The organism is Paenochrobactrum glaciei (genome assembly GCF_039522165.1).
GTDB classification, from domain to species: Bacteria; Pseudomonadota; Alphaproteobacteria; order Rhizobiales; family Rhizobiaceae; genus Paenochrobactrum; species Paenochrobactrum glaciei.
Genome location: NZ_BAAADE010000001.1, coordinates 289,926 through 308,310 on the forward strand (window position 1 = coordinate 289,926; position 18,385 = coordinate 308,310).

Annotated in this window: 18 protein-coding genes and 1 tRNA gene; 8 read left to right on the forward strand and 11 right to left on the reverse strand. The window is 48.1% G+C overall.

Going from position 1 to position 18,385, the window contains the following annotated elements; all coding sequences use genetic code 11:
• Positions 1-4: 4 nt before the first annotated feature.
• Both ABDZ76_RS01450 and rpoZ read right to left on the reverse strand, forming a co-directional pair.
• Positions 5-2,251, reverse strand: coding sequence for a RelA/SpoT family protein (locus ABDZ76_RS01450; protein WP_343800308.1), 2,247 nt, complete (start codon positions 2,249-2,251; stop codon positions 5-7).
• A gap of 221 nt (positions 2,252-2,472) precedes the next feature.
• Positions 2,473-2,877 (reverse strand): DNA-directed RNA polymerase subunit omega, encoded by a 405-nt coding sequence (gene rpoZ, locus ABDZ76_RS01455; protein ID WP_343800311.1) that lies wholly within the window; start codon positions 2,875-2,877, stop codon positions 2,473-2,475.
• A gap of 424 nt (positions 2,878-3,301) precedes the next feature.
• Between rpoZ and ABDZ76_RS01460 the strand changes: the two genes are divergently transcribed.
• Entirely contained in the window at positions 3,302-3,892 is a 591-nt protein-coding gene (locus ABDZ76_RS01460) for a LabA-like NYN domain-containing protein (RefSeq protein WP_343800313.1), read from the forward strand.
• A gap of 28 nt (positions 3,893-3,920) precedes the next feature.
• A complete protein-coding gene (locus ABDZ76_RS01465) occupies positions 3,921-4,568 on the forward strand; it encodes a uracil-DNA glycosylase (RefSeq protein ID WP_343800315.1) in 648 nt (215 codons plus the stop codon).
• Positions 4,569-4,610: 42 nt separating this feature from the next.
• On the opposite strand, the gene smpB is transcribed toward ABDZ76_RS01465, so the two are convergent.
• Complete coding sequence (gene smpB, locus ABDZ76_RS01470) at positions 4,611-5,087, reverse strand: SsrA-binding protein SmpB (RefSeq protein ID WP_343800317.1); 477 nt, start codon at positions 5,085-5,087, stop codon at positions 4,611-4,613.
• Positions 5,088-5,164: 77 nt separating this feature from the next.
• A complete protein-coding gene (dapA, locus tag ABDZ76_RS01475) occupies positions 5,165-6,046 on the reverse strand; it encodes a 4-hydroxy-tetrahydrodipicolinate synthase (protein ID WP_343800319.1) in 882 nt (293 codons plus the stop codon).
• Between the two features lie 346 nt (positions 6,047-6,392).
• Here dapA and ABDZ76_RS01480 point away from each other — a divergent pair, with 346 nt between their 5' ends.
• On the forward strand, positions 6,393-8,492 hold the full coding sequence (locus tag ABDZ76_RS01480) for a transglycosylase SLT domain-containing protein (protein WP_343802899.1): 2,100 nt from the start codon (positions 6,393-6,395) through the stop codon (positions 8,490-8,492).
• A gap of 71 nt (positions 8,493-8,563) precedes the next feature.
• Here the strand turns inward: ABDZ76_RS01480 and ABDZ76_RS01485 are convergent, their stop codons facing one another.
• The 3 genes from ABDZ76_RS01485 to ABDZ76_RS01495 all read right to left on the reverse strand — a co-directional run bounded on the left by ABDZ76_RS01485 (position 8,564) and on the right by ABDZ76_RS01495 (position 10,556).
• On the reverse strand, positions 8,564-9,379 hold the full coding sequence (locus tag ABDZ76_RS01485; RefSeq protein ID WP_343800321.1) for an NADH-quinone oxidoreductase subunit E: 816 nt from the start codon (positions 9,377-9,379) through the stop codon (positions 8,564-8,566).
• Between the two features lie 260 nt (positions 9,380-9,639).
• Positions 9,640-10,275, reverse strand: coding sequence for a BON domain-containing protein (locus tag ABDZ76_RS01490; RefSeq protein WP_343800323.1), 636 nt, complete (start codon positions 10,273-10,275; stop codon positions 9,640-9,642).
• 191 nt (positions 10,276-10,466) lie between these two features.
• Positions 10,467-10,556, reverse strand: a tRNA-Ser gene (locus ABDZ76_RS01495).
• Between the two features lie 571 nt (positions 10,557-11,127).
• On the opposite strand from ABDZ76_RS01495, the gene ABDZ76_RS01500 reads away from it, so the two are divergent.
• Positions 11,128-12,204, forward strand: coding sequence for a porin (locus ABDZ76_RS01500; RefSeq protein ID WP_343800325.1), 1,077 nt, complete (start codon positions 11,128-11,130; stop codon positions 12,202-12,204).
• Between the two features lie 368 nt (positions 12,205-12,572).
• A complete protein-coding gene (locus tag ABDZ76_RS01505) occupies positions 12,573-12,938 on the forward strand; it encodes a DUF423 domain-containing protein (RefSeq protein WP_343800327.1) in 366 nt (121 codons plus the stop codon).
• 171 nt (positions 12,939-13,109) lie between these two features.
• Here the strand turns inward: ABDZ76_RS01505 and ABDZ76_RS01510 are convergent, their stop codons facing one another.
• The 4 genes from ABDZ76_RS01510 to ABDZ76_RS01525 form a co-directional block, all read right to left on the reverse strand.
• A complete protein-coding gene (locus ABDZ76_RS01510; protein ID WP_343800329.1) occupies positions 13,110-14,126 on the reverse strand; it encodes an endonuclease/exonuclease/phosphatase family protein in 1,017 nt (338 codons plus the stop codon).
• Positions 14,127-14,257: 131 nt separating this feature from the next.
• Positions 14,258-15,760, reverse strand: a complete 1,503-nt coding sequence (locus tag ABDZ76_RS01515) for an AMP nucleosidase (RefSeq protein WP_343800331.1) — start codon at positions 15,758-15,760, stop codon at positions 14,258-14,260.
• A gap of 53 nt (positions 15,761-15,813) precedes the next feature.
• Entirely contained in the window at positions 15,814-15,981 is a 168-nt protein-coding gene (locus tag ABDZ76_RS01520) for a hypothetical protein (RefSeq protein WP_343800333.1), read from the reverse strand.
• Positions 15,978-16,106: a hypothetical protein gene (locus tag ABDZ76_RS01525; protein ID WP_343800335.1), complete on the reverse strand. Its 129-nt coding sequence runs from the start codon at positions 16,104-16,106 to the stop codon at positions 15,978-15,980. The genes ABDZ76_RS01520 and ABDZ76_RS01525 overlap by 4 nt, the downstream gene beginning before the upstream one ends.
• A 182-nt stretch (positions 16,107-16,288) precedes the next feature.
• Here ABDZ76_RS01525 and ABDZ76_RS01530 point away from each other — a divergent pair, with 182 nt between their 5' ends.
• The 3 genes from ABDZ76_RS01530 (at position 16,289) to ABDZ76_RS01540 (ending at position 18,337) form a co-directional block, all read left to right on the forward strand.
• Complete coding sequence (locus ABDZ76_RS01530; RefSeq protein WP_343800337.1) at positions 16,289-16,996, forward strand: glutathione S-transferase family protein; 708 nt, start codon at positions 16,289-16,291, stop codon at positions 16,994-16,996.
• Between the two features lie 255 nt (positions 16,997-17,251).
• A complete protein-coding gene (locus ABDZ76_RS01535; RefSeq protein WP_343800339.1) occupies positions 17,252-17,509 on the forward strand; it encodes an SEL1-like repeat protein in 258 nt (85 codons plus the stop codon).
• 180 nt (positions 17,510-17,689) lie between these two features.
• Positions 17,690-18,337 carry an antifreeze protein gene (locus ABDZ76_RS01540; RefSeq protein WP_343800341.1) on the forward strand — a complete coding sequence of 216 codons (648 nt, stop codon included), beginning with the start codon at positions 17,690-17,692 and terminating at the stop codon, positions 18,335-18,337.
• The last annotated feature ends 48 nt before the right edge of the window (positions 18,338-18,385 follow it).

Below are 18,385 nucleotides of genomic sequence, written 5' to 3' on the forward strand. Positions count from 1 at the left end.
TTTCCTATCCGTTCACGCGGTTGGCGCTGGAAACGCAAGCGCTATCTTTAAGTTGTGAAATAATCCGGTTGAGATGTTTCAAATCCCAGACTTCTACATCGATCAGCAGTTCAGTAAAGTCCGGAGCCTTACGGATCATCGACAAATTGTGGATATTAGTATCATTCGCCGCGATAATCTGCGCGATTTCGGCCAGCGAGCCCGGCGAGTTAATTGCCGAGATGGAGATACGTGCCGGAAATCTCTCATGCATTTCGCCGTCAATATCCCAGCGGATATCAATCCAGCGCTCCGGTTGATCATCATAGGCCGTCAATGCCGGTGACTGGATCGGATAAATGGTAATCCCTGCACCGGGCTGCAAAATACCGACAATACGATCACCTGGCACAGCACCTTCCGGCGCAAAACGCACGGGCAGATCAGAATTTGCACCACGAATTGGCAGCGCTTTTTTGCCTGATTTGGCTGTGCTTTTTTCGTCATCAATATCCGCACCGCCTTCAGGAACCTTAAAGATCATTCCGGCAGCATTTTGAATGTTGAACCAGCCTTTTTCACCGGTTTGCGGCGGTGTTTGGCTTGTCACCCGTGTATCCTGATAATCAGGATAAACAGCCTTCACCACATCAGTTGACGGCAACTCACCACGACCGACCGAGGCCAGCACGTCCTCAACATCCTTACGCGCCAGACGCGGCAAGCCGGGCTTTAAAATATCTTTGCTGAACGGTTTTCCGGCACGCTCAAAAGCGCGTTCCAGAATACGCATACCAAGACCGGAATATTGCTTACGCACAGCCGAACGGGTCGCACGGCGAATAGCCGAGCGTGCTTTACCGGTTGCAACCAGCGATTCCCATGCCGCAGGCGGCACCTGTGCCTTAGAGCGGATAATTTCCACTTCATCGCCGTTTTTCAGCTTGGTCATCAGCGGCATGATGCGGCCATTTACCTTAGCGCCCACACAGCTGTCCCCCACATCGGTATGCACCGCATAAGCAAAATCAATCGGGGTTGCGCCACGCGGCAAAGCAATCAGCCTGCCCTTTGGGGTGAAACAGAAAACCTGATCCTGAAACAGTTCAAGCTTGGTATGCTCCAGAAATTCTTCCGGATTATCGCCTTCCGACAAAGCTTCGATTGTCTGGCGCAGCCATGCATAGGCGTTGGTTTCCATCGAAATGGAATTGCCGCCGCTGGTTGGCGTGCCGCTGCCGCGATCTTTATAAATCGAGTGTGCCGCCACACCATATTCTGCCACATCATCCATGGCGCGGGTGCGAATTTGCAACTCTACACGCTGGCGTGAAGGCCCGACAATGGTGGTGTGAATGGAACGGTAATCGTTCTGTTTCGGCGTTGAGATGTAATCTTTAAAGCGCCCCGGAACCATCGACCATGTGCTGTGAATGATACCCAATGCGCGATAACAATCTTCAACCGTATCAACCACGACACGAAAGCCGAAAATATCGGAGAGCTGCTCAAAAGACAGCGCTTTGGTTTCCATCTTACGGAAAACTGACCAAGGCTTTTTCTGCCGGCTTTTAACGCTGGCTTTAATGCCGTTTGCGGCAAAAAGCTCGGACAAGTCGCCTTCAATCTTCTTCAGGATGCCGCGATTTTTTTCCAAAAGTTCTGCCAGACGATCCGTCACCGCCCGCCACGCTTCCGGATTGATATAACGAAAAGCCAGCTCTTCCAGCTCTTCACGCATATCCTGCATACCCATGCGACCGGCAAGCGGTGCATAAATATCCATAGTTTCTTCAGCAATACGAAGACGTTTATCTTCACGCATCACGCCAAGCGTGCGCATATTGTGCAAGCGGTCAGCAAGTTTGACTAAAAGCACTCGCACATCATCCGAAATTGCCAGCAATAATTTGCGCAGATTTTCGGCCTGAACGGCTTTTTTGGAAACAAGATCAAGCTTTTTAAGCTTGGTCAGCCCTTCAACCAGCTTGCCAATTTCAGGTCCGAACAGCTGATCAATCTCGGCGCGCGTCGCGTCCGTATCCTCAATTGTATCATGCAGCAGCGCAATCGCAATGGTTGCCTCATCAAGGCGCATATCGGTGAGGATTGCCGCCACTTCCAAAGGATGGGAAAAATAAGGATCACCGGAAGCGCGTTTTTGGCTTCCGTGTTTTTGCATGGCATAAACATAGGCCTTGTTGAGGAGCGCCTCGTTTACATCTGGCTTGTATCGCTGCACGCGTTCCACAAGCTCATATTGGCGCATCATCGACAGGAACTCCTATATAAAAACAAACACATCAGTGTTTTTAAAGTAAACCATGCATTTTTGCTGACAAGTATAATTTTCAACGCTAGCGCGTAATTATTATATAAGTCCTTTTATGTCGCAGACACATCGCAGTGCCGTTAAAAAATATGCGCCACAACTTAAAAGTTGCGACGCATATCAAAAATTCAGTAACCGGCTGCAGCCGGTCGGGCAAATAATTAGAAGTCGTCGCTTTTTTCCGGAGCAACCAGACCTTCAATACCGGCCAGCAATTCTTCTTCAGACATCTGATCGAAGACAACTGCTTCATCTTCACCGGCTTCAGCCATGCCTTCAGCGGTTGCATCAATGCTACCGGTCAGCAATGCAGTTGGTGCAGCTTCAGGCTCATCCACTTCCACATGCTTCTGCAGCGAATGGATCAGATCTTCTTTCAGATCGTCTGGTGAAAGTGTTTCATCGGCGATTTCACGCAATGCAACAACAGGGTTTTTGTCATTATCGCGATCGACGGTAATCTGTCCGCCTTGCGAAATCTGGCGTGCACGATGACTGGCAAGCAGAACCAGCTCAAAGCGGTTGTCTACCTTGTCTACGCAATCCTCAACGGTGACGCGGGCCATCAGCGGGTCCCTTTCATAATACGATCTTTAACGAAATTTGTCTGCACATAGCGTGAAAGACGAAAAAAAACAAGTAAAAGCCGCGCGAAACAACCCGCGCGTCCTCATTTTTGTAAGCCGCCCTCTATTGCATAACAGAATTTTATATTCTTTGCCAGAATACCAGTCAGAGGCTTTGTTAGCAAGCCGACAAGCATTCCCCAGATTTTAACGAAAAAATAGTTCAATTATCAACATTTAAGCCATTACAATTAGGGCAAATCAACCTAGGGTTGCTTGTATTTCTGTGCATTCCCCTTAGAAAATAGGCTCAAGACGTAAGTTGCACCAAAAAGTTCTTTTGACGTCGCCATTTATATGTTTCACGACGGCCATCCAGTTAGACTGGTTTTTAGGCCCATGCCTGTAGAGTGGATTTTTACATATGTTCGATTCCCGTGAAAAGATCGCCCTTTTCATCGATGGCGCTAATCTATATGCAGCCTCCAAAACACTCGGTTTCGACATTGACTACCGCAAATTACTAAAAGCATTTCAGAACCGCGGCTATTTGCTGCGTGCTTATTATTACACAGCATTGGTAGAAGATCAGGAATACTCGTCAATTAGACCTTTGATTGATTGGCTGGATTATAACGGCTACAAAGTCATCACCAAAGCTGCCAAAGAATTCACCGACGCAACCGGACGTCGCAAAGTTAAAGGCAATATGGATATTGAGCTGACCGTTGATGCGATGCAGCTGACTGATGCCATTGACCATTTCGTTATTTTCTCAGGCGACGGCGATTTCCGCTCACTGGTTGAAGCCTTGCAGCGCAAGGGTCGCAAAGTTTCGATCGTTTCGACTCTGACCACTCAGCCTGCAATGATTTCCGATGAATTGCGCCGTCAGGCAGACCATTTCATTGATCTCGTTTCGCTGAAATCAGAAATCGGTCGTGAAATGTCCGAACGTCCGCAGCAGCAGGCACCGCGCTTTGTAGCTGATGATATGGAAGACGACGATTATTGATCATCGTCGATTCTCCTGAAGGGTAAACATGATCCATCCTTCACATGACTGCGCGATTTGTCCGCGTTTGCATGATTTTTTACAAGAATGGCGTGTAAAAGAACCGGAATGGCACAATGCTCCGGTTCCGCCATTCATGCCTGTTGGCGGCGATGACAGCGTCAGCCTGATGATCATCGGGCTTGCCCCCGGTATACGCGGCGCGAACCGCACCGGCCGCCCTTTCACCGGCGATTACGCAGGTGACCTTCTCTATAGCACTTTGATTGATTTAGGCTTTGCCCGCGGCAAGTTTGAAGCGCGCATTGACGATAGCCTTGAACTCATCGACACAATGATTGTCAATGCTGTGCGCTGTGTGCCGCCGGAAAACAAACCAACCGCATCCGAAATCAACAATTGCCGCCAGTTTTTAAAGCCCGCCCTCTCCGGCTTTAATAATTTGCGCGCTATTGTCACTCTTGGCACCATCGCGCATCAGTCCACGATCCGCGCCTTAAGCGAACCTGTTTCCAAACATAAATTTGGCCATGGCAAGGAAACGGATATTAACGGGATCCGGATTTTTTCCAGCTATCACTGCTCACGCTACAACACCAATACCGGTGTTTTAACTGAAAAAATGTTCCACGACGTTTTCAAAAATGTGCGCAACTATCTGGACGCCGGCAATTAATCTGCCAGCATCTGCATTTTTCAACAATCAATGATGATAAATTTAGCCTTTATCGCGCAACAAGCGTGATTTTTCGCGATTCCAATCGCGCATTTTCTCGGTCTGGCGCTTATCGTGCAGCTTCTTACCGCGCGCGACTGCCAACTCCAGCTTCACCCGTCCCTGATCATTGAAATAAAGCTTCAACGGCACAACGGTCATACCATCGCGCGAAACCGAGTTGAATAAACGCGCCATTTCACGGCGGCTGACCAGCAATTTACGCAGGCGACGCGGATCATGATTGAAACGATTGCCTTGCGTATATTCAGGAATATAGGAGTTAATCAGCCAAAACTCACCATTTTCAAAGCTTGCATAGCTTTCGGCAATATTGGACTGATTGGCGCGAAGTGATTTCACTTCCGTCCCCGTCAGAACCAGACCTGCTTCCAGCGTGCTCACAATTTCAAAGTTAAAGCGCGCACGGCGGTTTTCCGCGATAATTTTGCGCACTGTCGGTGTTTTTGGCTTATTCATAATGAGGTTATATAATACCTGTCACACAGATTAAAAGCGTCTTTAAAAATAAAGACGCTTTTTCTGTTTGGCATAGATTAATTAATCAGACCAGCATGTTGCATGGCACGATCAATGATGAGACGTGTGGATTCTTCCACCTGAACCATTGGCGAGCGTACAACCGGCTCCATCAGACCCAAACGCGACAAAGCATATTTAGGGCCAGCCGGATTCGGCTCAACAAACAATGCTTTATGCAATGGCATCAGGCGATCCTGATATTCCAGTGCTTTTGCATAGTCACCGCTCAGGCATGCTGCCTGAAACTCAGCGCAAAGGCGTGGTGCAATATTTGAGGTCACCGAAATGCAGCCATGGCCGCCATGAGCATTAAAGCCCAATGCTGTTGCATCTTCACCCGACAACTGAATGAAATCTTTGCCGCAGACTCCACGCTGTTCAGATACACGTTCAATACGACCGGTTGCGTCTTTAACAGCCACAATGTTTTTATGGTCTGAAACCAGACGACCCATGGTTTCCGGCAGCATATCAACGATTGAACGACCCGGAATGTTGTACATCACGATCGGCACAGTGATTTCACGGGCGATTGCCGTGAAATGCTCATAAAGGCCACGCTGATTAGGTTTATTATAATAAGGTGTAACCACGAGAACCGCATCCGCGCCCGCTTTTTCAGCGTGCTGCGCCAGTTCAATCGCTTCACGTGTATTGTTGGAACCGGCACCTGCAATGACCGGCACGCGCTTGTCCGCGACTTCAATACAGACTTCAATGACCCGCTTATGCTCGTCATGCGAGAGCGTAGGTGTTTCACCGGTTGTACCGACAGGCACCAATCCATTGGTGCCTTCTTGAATTTGCCAATTCACGAAGGAGCGGAAGGATTTCTCGTCAAATGCACCATCACGATCGAATGGCGTAACGAGTGCGGTGATTGAGCCCTTCAGCATCAATAAACTCCTGAGAGATGAAATGTTAATAAACGCCGGAAAACCCGACGAAAGCGGTCGTACCATAGTATTGCCATAAGAATGGAGCAAGCAATTTTACGACCCAATGGACGTTAGTTATCCGATCTTATTCATAATGGTTTGTTAACGATGCCTTCACTGATAAAAATTATAATAAAAAAGTAAAAAAGTTCCTCTGCCCTGATACGTCCCGCAGCTTTCAAATGAAGTTCAATTCATGCGAAAAACCGATCAGAGCAAAAACAATGTGGTTTGGTTCAATATGCGTAAAGTTGATCAAAGAGCACCGATTTGGCGTAACATCCTGCTTGCAGGGTGCAGCCTGATGCTTTGCCTGCCAACAGCCACAGCAATCGCACAGCCCGTGCCGCCTGCCGATGTTCCGACCCCGTTTTCGCGTCCTGCGCCAACACCGTTTGCGCCGTCAGCCACGCGCGAGTCGCCGATTAATCTGGTGACACCGCAGCCACGCCCGAGCCAGCGCCCGTCATTGCAGGATCAGGTTATTACCTCCAGCGTTCCGCGTGCGGCCAATCCGGCTGTTGTCAGCGGCACGTTGAAAGCAGCCTTGGACGCACTCGAAAACAAAAATGCAGCCCGTACGATCGCCATGAAAAACAACATGGCCAGAGGCAGTATTGACCGTCAAATTCTCTCATGGGTGATTGCCACTTCGAATGCAGAAGGCATAACAAGTGCGGAAATTGCCGCTGCTGCTGCCGAATTGCAGGGCTGGCCAGGCATGTCCGCCATCCGCAACAATTCCGAACGTGCCTTGGCGCGTGAAAAATTGCCAGCAGGTCAGGTGATCGGTGCATTTGGCAATAGCCGTCCGCAAACAACAGAAGGCATTATGACATTGGCGCGCGCTCACAAAGCAAGCGGCAATAATACCAAAGCCAGACAGCTGCTTGCGCCATGGTGGGCTAGTGCTCGCCTGTCACAGGCCGAAGAGCAGTCTGTCTTGCGTGAGTTTTCAGATACTCTGACGCGTGATGATCATCTTAATCGCCTGATCCGTTCGCTTTACAATGGCCGTATGCAATCGGCCGCTAATCTTGCAGGCCCTGCGCAAGCGCAATCACTTTATCAGGCTTATCTTGCTGTTTCTAAAAACAGTAATGATGCAGCACAGAAAATCAATGCGGTTGATAAGTCATGGCATTCGCATCCATCTTTTCTGTTTGTGAAAGCACGCTATTTGCGTCGCGCGGAACGCTTCAGTGATGCGGCGCAGATCATGATTAAAGCGCCGAAAGATGCCAAAACACTGGTTGACCCCGATGCTTGGTGGACAGAGCGCCGCGTATTATCACGTGAATTGCTTGATATTGGCAAAGCCAAGCTAGCCTATCAGGTTGCTGCCGCTCATGCCGCAGAATCACCAACCATGGCTGCTGACGCTGAGTTTCATGCTGGCTGGTATGCGTTACGCTCATTAAATGATCCGAAAACGGCAGCAAAGCACTTTGCCCGTATTGCTGAGATTTCATCTGGCGCGATTTCCGCATCACGCGCTTATTATTGGCTGGGTCGTGCAGCTGAAGCTGGTGCTGGCGGTAATGCCGGCAATTATTATCAGCGTGCTGCGCATTATGGCACAACATTCTACGGTCAGCTGGCCGCGGCCAAGCTTGGTCAGTCCACCTTGGAACTGCCCTACCCCAAGCCAAGCAATGCAGACCGTACCAATTTTGCCAATCGCCCTGCCGTACAGGCAATCAAGCGTTTGGAAGCTGCGGGCTACAGTTCCCGCGCCGATGCGCTTTATCGTAATCTGGCACAAGAGATTTCCAGCGTTGGCGAATTAGCCCTGCTGGCCGTTATGGCCGAGCAAAAGAACAATCATTATCTGGCATTACGAATCGGCAAAACAGCTGCCACACGTGGCCTTGATGTCGGCGCCCTATCACATCCGTTAGGCGCCATTCCAAATCACGCTAATATTAGCGGCTCCGGCAAAGCGCTCGCTTATGCGATTGCACGTCAGGAAAGCGAATTTAACGCCTCAGCCGTTTCAAGTGCAGGCGCTCTTGGCCTTCTGCAATTATTGCCAGGCACAGCCAAGGGTGTTGCAACACGCGCAGGCATTGCCTTTACGCATGCCAAGCTTACCAATGATTCTGCCTATAATGCGACACTTGGTGCCCATTATTTGAGCGAGCAACTTGGCCGCTTTGACGGCTCCTATATTTTGACCTTTGCCGGTTACAATGCAGGGCCAACCCGCGCCAATCAGTGGATTGCCAAATATGGTGACCCGCGTGGCCGCTCGATTGAAGAAATCGTCGATTGGATTGAACGCATTCCATACCCTGAAACACGTAACTATGTGCAACGGGTCATGGAAAATTACGAAGTTTACAAAGCGCGTTTGACCGGCACAGCAAATATCAAAACCGACCTGATCAATGGTCGCAAATAAGACAATAAAAAAGCGGCTTCAGGTTTCCCCGAAGCCGCTTTTTTTAATCAATCAATTAAACCAATAGCCAATCACACATCGATTTTTTTTGCAGTCGTTTTCGCTTTGCTTTTAGCTGATTTAACCGGCGCTCTCTTAACCGCTGCCTTCACAGTGGCTGCTTTGGCTGTCGCTTTTTTGGTTGCTGTTTTTGCAGAAGCTTTTTTAGACGCTTTATCAGCGCGTTCTTTTTCACCAAGCTTTACCAGTCCACCTGCCTGCTCCACCCACTCTTCACGCTCGACACGGCCACGAAAATTAAGCTTTTTACCAATCCAGACTGCGTTATCAGCATCCCACCCTGCCAACTGGTCGTAATGATACACACCCAGCGCATAAAGCTTGCGCTGTAATGTTGGACCAATGCCTTTAATCTTCAACAAATCATCCGGCTTGCCATCGCGTGCCGCATCAAGCAATTGCGGCAGACCAAGTTCAACAACAGGTTCAGGCTCTTTCACTATCACTGGCTCAGGAGCCGCCAGCTCTTCAATCTCTACTGGCCCTGCAATAAACTCAGCTGCCGCATCGCACGAAACTTCAGCTACAGTTGCGCTTGTTTCTTCAGTTGCAGTCTCTTCAGCCTTTACAGGTTCAAGAGCTTCATCAGCTTTCTCAATGGCAGACTGCTCAGCAACAGGTTTGGCTTCGGGTATGGCCGGAACAGGTGTCTGAAGTTTATGCTCATTCTTCTCAAGGTCGGGTTCAACAGCCTCAACCTGTTGTTCCGGTTCAGATAACACCACCGCAGTTTTAGCTTTTCGCTTACGGGCGAAAAAACCAACCAAGCTACCGATCACGAACACCGCAGCAATCAACAAAGCGAGCTGCAAAATAAGGTGAGGCATTATTTCTTCCCCCGGATTAATATATTTAAGTCAGAGCGAGATAGTGCTTCATAATTTACGAGCCGCCGATGCTTCGCAAATAAAACTGTTTTACTTTTTATTTCCAACTGCCATCCAGCCTACCAGAAAACCAACACATAAAGCCAGCAACAACACAAACCAAAATGTCTGAACAAGATAGAGCATAAACGACCTTTCGTGTCTTACGACCAATGCTTAAATATCTGAAAAAATCCGACGAACTCTTTTAAAACATCCATTTAAGGCTGCGCAATGAAACGCTGCCCTACACTTGCGCCTTCTGGCAGTGAATTATTCAATGCATTCTGCAAGCGGTAATAATCAAGCCGGTCATTCGCATCGCCATCAATGTTCAGACGCATATCAATCAGAGCGATTTTACCTGATTTGAGATAAGCAGATTGCAAAATAGCAAATTTCACCAAAGAAACATAGTTAGGCGCTTGTCCGCGAGCCAAAGCCATTTCATCCATCACCGACGCGCCACCTGCCCGTTCTTCCATTTCAAGCATCAGCTCGTCACGAAGCGCTGCGGTCGGGATATAACCACTTAAAATAATCCCATCGCCGTTTTTCTCGATCTGAAACGTGTAAGGCGCTGCAAGCGGTAATAACGATGTCAGATCATCAACAACCCGAATCCCTTCGATCGCATTTGCAACCTTTACAGCTGCAATCTGTGATTCTTCATCGGGTGCCACACCGCGCAAAGTGAGATCTCGTCCCTCCAGACTGAAACTTGTCCAGTCATAGGCCTGCAAATCATTCTGTGCGCGCAACGAGAGCTCGGCTTCCAATGGCTTAATGCCAAACCACAAAGTAACTGCGGTCAGGGTAACGGTGCAAACCCAGCCGGGCCAAAACCACTGTTTCAACTCAACCACCCCTTCTCTCGATGATTCTAAGACAATTTAAGCAATAAGGAGATCATTTAAGAGAATCCAGTTTCCCACTTTGAAAAACTGTTTATAGACGCTCGAATCAACTGATTTTTGAAATCAGTTAATGAGGCGCACAATGATCCAACGCCCGTATAGGCATTAAAAATAATAAAATGTAAGGAAAATGGAGGAGAGGATGGGATTCGAACCCACGAGACCCTCACGGGTCTACTCCCTTAGCAGGGGAGCGCCTTCGACCACTCGGCCACCTCTCCGGTACAGGCGAGATAGCTTTTTAATTCACTAAGTTCAAGCAATTTAACGCTTTATCCTTAAAATTTTTCGCATCACACACACAAACTTGTCAGAAATGACAGCTCGGACACCGCTATTCGCATACATCCACACTCAGACCACTCACACACTGCCTATATTATAATGTATATAATATCAGAAACCGGCTCACTTAAATGCCTCCTGATCAGGATTGATTTGCAGACAATCACATAGGTGATTTGCACGATTCCGGATCAAATCAACTGATTTGCACAGCTTCAACTGACGCAAAACTGTTAAAAACCGTTTATTTTCATTACCAAACTCTTAATGAATTGCACTGTAAGCGTGAAATTCGTGTCTTTTCTGCAACAAGCCCCTTTCATAGAGACGTGAGTAAGGCGTCAGAGTTGTTTTCACAGTTGCATCAAAATCTGGCCTGAGTATCTTCACATCAGAAGAGGGCGCGCTTCGGGGCGACTTTTTCAACACAAGGGGATGGGGACAGGTTGTCCTTCAGCCAAAAAGAAATGCCCAAACCCGTTTTTAAACTTTGACTGGAGGTCAGAAATGAACATCAAGAGCCTTCTCCTCGGCTCCGCTGCAGCAGTTGTAGCAGCTACCGGCGCAAACGCAGCCGACGCAATCATCGCACCAGAACCAGAAGCTGTTGAATATGTTCGCGTTTGCGATGCATACGGCGCTGGCTACTTCTACATTCCAGGCACCGAAACCTGCCTGCGCATCGGCGGTTATGTCCGTTACGACATCAAAGGCGGCGACAACGTAGAAAATGGCTTCAAACATGGCGGCTGGAAAAAGCACGCACGTTTGTCCCTTCAGGTTCGTACAGCTTCTGAAACTGAACTTGGCACACTCAGCACATTTACTGAGCTGCGCGCCAAATACGACGCTAAAGCAAGTGGCGTAGATGACGTTTACGCTAAAGATAGCCGCGCAACAGAGCTCGAATATGCTTATATTGATCTCGGCGGCTTCCGCGTCGGTCTCGCACCAACAAAGTTTAAAGACTTTGTAGGCGGCCTCGGCGGCGTAATGAACGACGACATCGTATCAGATGGCCAGTTCACCCGTACAGGTCAGATTGCTTACACCTTTGCTGGTGGCAACGGCTTCTCAGCTGTTATCGCAGTTGAACAGGGCGGTGCAGATAGCGTAATTGACGAATATGTTCCACATGTTGTTGGTGGTCTGAAATTCGCTCAGGGCTGGGGTTCGATTGCTGCGGTTGCTGCATACGACGCTGTTATTGAAGATTGGGCAGCTAAAGTACGTGCAGACGTAAACGTAAGCGACCAGATCTCTCTTTGGGTAATGGGTGGCTTCTCTGGCGACAAGACCAATAAGCAGGCTTACGGCGCATTTGGCGGTAAGTGGGCAGTTTGGGGTGGCGCTACATTTAAAGCTACCGACAAAGCAGCTTTCAACTTGCAGGCTGCAACAGAAGATTGGGGCAAGACCTCTGTTTCTGCTAACGTAGCTTACGAACTGGTTCCTGGCTTCAAGATCACTCCTGAAGTAACTTGGACCCGTTTCAAAAACAACAGCGACTACAACCCTACCAACAGCGCTGACTTCAAAAAGAACAGCGTTCAGGGCATGATCCGCTTCCAGCGTTCGTTCTAATCAGACCTTGGTTTGATAATAAGGCGCCAGTGAATTTCACTGGCGCTTTTTTTATTTGGTTTTGTTTAAATCGCACTCACTTCAAAAGTGCCACCGCTTCATTCGCCCTGCTTCAGCCATTTCATCAGAATTCTAAGTGCATTGCGAAAACACAAAGTTTGCCTTTTCGGAGCATCACAGTTTCTAAAAAACTGCACTTTATAATTTACCGTCTTTGTGATGGGCAAAAATAACATTTAATTGCTTTTAAAATTTGCATAGTCATGCGCTATTGAATAGGAGGCTACAATCCATAGGGATACGACCACTCTATTCAGGCAAGCATTGTTCTATTTTTCGATTATGCGGCAAATCTAAGAGGCAGAAAATTGACTGTTAAAATTAATCGCTATTTTTCGACAATTGGCGGCTTAACCGGTGCCCTCGCCCTGATCACCTATGCAGGTGCTGCGCATAACAATACCGGCAATCTGAATACAGTGGCGCCTATCCTCTTAGGCCACGCACCGGCATTTCTTGCATTGTCGATTTTAAGTGGCCAAAGCCGTACAGCAACGATTGGTGGCTCTGCAATTATTATTGGCTTACTACTTTTTTGTGGTGATTTGCTGTCGCGTGACTTTCTAGGTGAGCGCTTATTTCCTTTTGCAGCACCCACTGGCGGCACAGTTCTTATTCTTGGCTGGTTGATCGTATCGCTGACCTGTTGGTCTAAGTGTAAAAAAGCTGAATAATAAAGCTTTCAACGATAGTCATAAACACTGCATATGCGATTAAAAGCGCATCAGTGAATAACCTAACCAACCTATGATGACTGGCAAATATGGACAGGCTTTCATACCAATTCAAAGAAAAGCATCCTTTGAATTGGCATGAAAGGCATTAATGCAAGACAAAAAACAGAATTAATGCTGAACCACTTGAGTGGTATCATCCTCTTCTGGTTCAACAGATGTGACTGGCAAGGTAAATTTTAGCAATAGAGGCAGGTGATCGGAGCCTACTTCATCTAATGTCTTTGCCTGATCAACCGTCACGTTGCTGCTGACGAGAAGATGATCAATCTGCACGCCAAGCCATTTAACCCAGCTCATGGGCAATTGTTTCAGCATCCATGTTGCGCCAAGGCCGCCAACATCATAGGTGTCTGAAGCCTTTGTCATGCGTACCAGTGCATGGCTCCATGGGCTCGCATTATAATCACCAGCGATAATAAGCGGATGCTTCATAGCACGTAAATGCGGCTCGATCTCATTTAACTGTGCAGGCTGTTGCATAGGCCATGGCCATGACAGGTGCAGCGAAGCAATTGTTGCCACCTGTCCGCCAAAATCAATCTGAACCGCTGCCAAAACGCCATCATCAACGCACAGTCGCTCTGCACCTTCAACAAAGGGCCTTCTGGAAAGAATACCAACACCCCAAGAGCCCGGATAATCCTTGCACAATAAATGATAAGGATAGCGCCCTTCCAAAACTTTCAGCCATGGCTCCCAAGCACTGGAGGCTTCCTGATAGGTAATCACATCAGGATTTTGCTGGCCAATCATCTGTAAAACCCGCTGTGGCTCAGGATGAGCAAATAGCAAATTAATCTGCACCAGACTGTAAGTGGCACCTTCAACCTTTGCAGACTCCGGTAATTCGAGGCCTGAAATTTGCGTGCGCACAGCCTCAATCGTTGTTGCAAAGCTTAAAGCGCAAAACAAACATAACAACATTGCCTCGCGGCGCAGCCCTGTGAGCAAAAGCAGCAATGAGAATAGAAAAAGCGCCACAGATAAATGCGCCCGAATATGCGAAAATGTATCAAGTGCCGGATGAACTTCACCAAAAAAGCCCAGCACCAGTGGCACCGTACCAAGAACCGCAATAATAAAAACGGCAAAACTCAATGATGATATTTTTTTAGTACGGCGCATATAGTTTTTTTTCCTGATGATGAGAGCAAACCAGAAAGATAGAGCGGCTTCTCATAAGAGGGAGTACCGTCCGGTATCAAGCCGCTGATAAGCAGTGCGAAACCAGACGGCCCAGACGGCATTGTTTTTGATTACTGAAACGCAGTTTCATAGAAGCTGCGTAATTTACGAGAATGCAGACGCTCTTGTGGCATTGCAGCAATTTTTTCCATCGCTCTGATGCCGATATGCAAATGCTGCGCCACTTGTCGCTGATAAAACTCGGTCGCCATGCCAGGTAATTTCAGCTCGCCATGCAATGGCTTATCTGAAACACACAGCAATGTGCCATAAGGCACACGGAAACGGAAACCATTAGCAGCAATGGTGGCAGATTCCATATCCAAAGCAATGGCACGCGACTGCGAAAGACGTTGCACAGGTCCACGCTCATCACGCAATTCCCAATTGCGGTTATCAATAGTGGCGACCGTACCGGTGCGCATGATCCGCTTCAGATCATAGCCTTCCAGACCAGTGATTTCCTCCACTGCATCCTCCAGCGGCACCTGAATTTCAGCCAGAGCCGGAATTGGCACCCACACAGGCAAATCATCATCCAGCACGTGATCTTCGCGCACATAAGCGTGTGCGAGAACATAATCACCCAATTGCTGACTATTACGTAAACCTGCACAATGACCAAGCATCAGCCATGCATGCGGGCGAAGAACGGCAATATGATCGGTAATGGTTTTCGCATTGGATGGCCCCACCCCGATATTGACCATGGTGATGCCGGAATGATCATCACGTTGCAGATGATAAGCCGGCATTTGCGGCAATCGCGATGCAGCCGTGCCAAGGGATGGCGCTGTTTCACCGGCAAGTGTTACGAGATTACCCGGCTCGACAAAACGGGTATACCCCCCGCCGCCTTCCGCCATTAACTTGCGGGCATAATTGCAAAACTCGTCAATATAGAACTGGTAATTGGTGAACAGCACATAGTTTTGAAAATGTGCCGGACTGGTCGCCGTATAATGTGCCAGACGCTGCAAGGAATAATCAATGCGCTGTGCCGTAAAAGGCGCCAGCGGCATTGCCTCACCCGGTATCAACTCAATATCACCATTAGCGATTTTATCATCGGTGCTGCTGAGATCCGGCACATCAAACAAATCTCGTAAAGGATGTGCAAAAGCATTAGCGACAGCTCCATCGACATGGGTGCCTTCAAGAAACGCAAAATGCAACGGAATAGGCGTTGATGATTCCTGCACTGTGACGCTGACATTATGATTGCGCATCAGCAGGCGGATTTGTTCAATCAGATAGTGTTCAAAAAGATCGGGGCGTGTGATGGTTGCGGTATAATCACCAGGCGCAGACACGTGACCATAAGCCAAACGCGTATCCACATGCGCAAAACTGGTGGTCGAGAGTTTCAGCTCCGGATAGAAGGCACGATAACGGCGCGCTTCCATTTTCCCCAAGGCAACATTCTCAAAAGCATCACGCAAAAAGGCAGTATTACGCTCATAAAGTTTGCGCAGTGCCGCTACGGCGGCACGGGCATCGTCAAAATTTTCTGCTGCTGCCAGAGGCGGCGTCATGATTTCAGAAAGAAAAGGGAGATCGGTTTTGTTTGTCATGGCTCACTATATAGCGAGTCGAGTGACAACTGGGAGTATATAGAAGTATATTTTTATGCAGCGCGTTGCAGACTAACAAAAATAACCAGTCCGGCAGCGCTGATTTTTGGCGGATAAGCCGAATTTAACAAAGCAAATGATGCTGGCGGGCCGATAAAGACCGTGCAAAAAATCATCATACGAACCATCAAAGCAAAGTAAGTGAAGACAGAGCTCATCATGGCAGCACCTTCACGGTGTTCATGGCGAGCTGTTGAATGCCCTGATCAAATTTACCGACAGTGCTGAGCGAAACCAGTACAATCCCTGCAAATAGCAATATGGCGATAACAGATTTGTTTAGCATGTTGATCCCCTTCTTTGACGATATGGGAACATCATAGAAAATCGGACTGAACCTTCCCTGAGGCCGCCATTCATGCAGCATTCATATTGATTAATACGCCGAAAAACTTGTGAGCGCCCCTTGCAGGATAAAATCCAAGGCATATGTTCAAACTATATCACAGCCATAATCGGGAGTTCCTTATGACCACGCAAACCAAACCTATTGAGCTTTATTATTGGCCGACACCCAATGGCTGGAAAATCAGCATTATGCTGGAGGAATTGGGCATTCCTTACGAGGTCAAATATATCAATATCGGCAAAGGTGATCAGTTCGAGCCATCTTTTTTGAAAATTGCGCCGAATAACCGTATGCCAGCGATTATTGATCCGGAAGGTCCTGATGGCCAGCCGATTTCTGTTTTTGAATCAGCTGCAATCCTGCAATATCTCGGCCGTAAGTTTAACCGCTTCTATCCGGAGAACGAACGCGCTCGTGTGGCCGTTGATGAATGGTTGATGTGGCAGATGGGCGGACTTGGCCCTATGTCCGGCCAGGCAGGTCACTTCCGTGTTTATGCACCTGAAAAAGTGCAATATGGCATTGACCGCTACACCAATGAAGTTAACCGTCTTTATGGCGTGTTAAACCGTCAGCTGGAAGGTAAAGACTATATTGCCGGTGACTATTCCATCGCTGATATGGCATGTGTCGGCTGGATTAGCGCATACAAAAACTATGATCAAAAGCTGGAAGATTTCCCTAACCTGAAGCGTTGGTATGAGCTGATGCTTACCCGTCCGGCAGTGCAACGCGGCATGGAACTTGGCAAAGCTGAGCGTGAAAAGTCCAATCTTGCCACAGATAAACAGGCACAAAATATTTTGTTTGGTCAAAAAGCCAAATAATTCGTCCGTCATTTCATGATTTTTTTAAAGCGCCATATGAATATTCATGTGGCGCTTTTTTCTCTGCCCGAGCAACCCAAGCCTCTCGGGCCACAGCTGCCTTGAATCAGAGCTGTGGCTTTCCGGCCACGATATTTTGCTCACTTTGTATTAAGCATGTCATTTAACCGCCAGTTTAAACCCTGCCCTTTATGATCAGCCTGTCAAACAACAATGCATGCCCCACGCTTAGTTGTAAAACAGGAATTGAGAACAATGGCACAGTTTGAAAAATCCGCTGAAGAAGACGACATTGTCACGGAAGAGCAAATTCTCTTCGAAATGGGCGTCATGTACGCCACCGGTCGCGATTGCGACATCAATGTTATTGAAGCGCACAAATGGTTGAATATTGCAGCCATTCGCGGCCACAAACAGGCAGCAGACATGCGCACCCAACTGGCAGGCACCATGTCCAAAACAGAACTGGCAACTGCGTTGCGTGAAGCGCGCAAATGGATGACCATGCATTAAGAATGCTGCATATATTTTATAAAAGGCACTTAATACTTATAGTTGAGCGACGGATGCATAATTCTGTTTAATAAAATTCATAGAAAAACAGCATATATTATTGAATTTAACGTCTGACTATCTTGTCGTTCTGGACGATAAGCACATATAATATCGGCAATTTAAAACAGGAGTTTTATTATGCTTATTCGTTCACTGGCCGGTTTGGCTGGCACAGCCTTGGTGGCGACTATCGCAGCGATGGCAACCACTGCCCCTGCAAATGCGTTGACCATGCAGGAATGCAGTGCAAAATATCAGGCTGCGAAAGATGCAGGCACCTTAGGTGGCCTCAACTGGAATGATTATCGTAAAGCTCAATGTGGCAGCGACACTCCGGCAGAAGCACCAGCCAAGGCTGCAAAATCTCAAAAAGAGGCTCCAGCTAAAAAGCCTGCCAAAGCGGCAGCAACTGAACCTAAAAGCCTGACCATGCAGCAATGCGGTGCTAAATATCAGGCCGCAAAAGATGCCGGCGTTGATAATGGCATGAAATGGAACGATTTCCGCAAAGCAGAATGTGGCCCGGGCGCTGATCTTACTGCTTTGAGCACTGATGGTGACCGTGAGCCAGCAGCACCAACCACAGCAGCACCGCGCGGCGTTACTTTCCCGAAAAATGTTTCAGCAAAGTTCTCGAACGAAAGTGCGGGCAAAGCACGTATGCATACATGCCTTGAGCAGTACCATGCGCTTAAAGACAAAAATGCGCTAAATGGCCTGAAATGGATTCAAAAAGGCGGCGGTTACTACAGCCTCTGCAATGCCCGTCTCAAAGGCACTTCATAAGCTTTACTGAACTACAAAAAAGCCGCGGTCAGAACGCCTGACCGCGGC

Coding starts and splice junctions, on each gene's coding strand:
- ABDZ76_RS01515 (WP_343800331.1), bottom strand. CDS start 15,760: ATGACAAACAAAACCGATCTCCCTTTTCTTTCTGAAATCATGACGCCG.
- ABDZ76_RS01450 (WP_343800308.1), bottom strand. CDS start 2,251: ATGATGCGCCAATATGAGCTTGTGGAACGCGTGCAGCGATACAAGCCA.
- ABDZ76_RS01460 (WP_343800313.1), top strand. CDS start 3,302: ATGTTCGATTCCCGTGAAAAGATCGCCCTTTTCATCGATGGCGCTAAT.
- ABDZ76_RS01485 (WP_343800321.1), bottom strand. CDS start 9,379: ATGCCTCACCTTATTTTGCAGCTCGCTTTGTTGATTGCTGCGGTGTTC.
- ABDZ76_RS01525 (WP_343800335.1), bottom strand. CDS start 16,106: ATGCTAAACAAATCTGTTATCGCCATATTGCTATTTGCAGGGATTGTA.
- ABDZ76_RS01500 (WP_343800325.1), top strand. CDS start 11,128: ATGAACATCAAGAGCCTTCTCCTCGGCTCCGCTGCAGCAGTTGTAGCA.
- ABDZ76_RS01480 (WP_343802899.1), top strand. CDS start 6,393: ATGCTTTGCCTGCCAACAGCCACAGCAATCGCACAGCCCGTGCCGCCT.
- ABDZ76_RS01465 (WP_343800315.1), top strand. CDS start 3,921: ATGATCCATCCTTCACATGACTGCGCGATTTGTCCGCGTTTGCATGAT.
- ABDZ76_RS01530 (WP_343800337.1), top strand. CDS start 16,289: ATGACCACGCAAACCAAACCTATTGAGCTTTATTATTGGCCGACACCC.
- smpB (WP_343800317.1), bottom strand. CDS start 5,087: ATGAATAAGCCAAAAACACCGACAGTGCGCAAAATTATCGCGGAAAAC.
- dapA (WP_343800319.1), bottom strand. CDS start 6,046: ATGCTGAAGGGCTCAATCACCGCACTCGTTACGCCATTCGATCGTGAT.
- ABDZ76_RS01535 (WP_343800339.1), top strand. CDS start 17,252: ATGGCACAGTTTGAAAAATCCGCTGAAGAAGACGACATTGTCACGGAA.
- ABDZ76_RS01540 (WP_343800341.1), top strand. CDS start 17,690: ATGCTTATTCGTTCACTGGCCGGTTTGGCTGGCACAGCCTTGGTGGCG.
- ABDZ76_RS01510 (WP_343800329.1), bottom strand. CDS start 14,126: ATGCGCCGTACTAAAAAAATATCATCATTGAGTTTTGCCGTTTTTATT.
- rpoZ (WP_343800311.1), bottom strand. CDS start 2,877: ATGGCCCGCGTCACCGTTGAGGATTGCGTAGACAAGGTAGACAACCGC.
- ABDZ76_RS01520 (WP_343800333.1), bottom strand. CDS start 15,981: ATGATGAGCTCTGTCTTCACTTACTTTGCTTTGATGGTTCGTATGATG.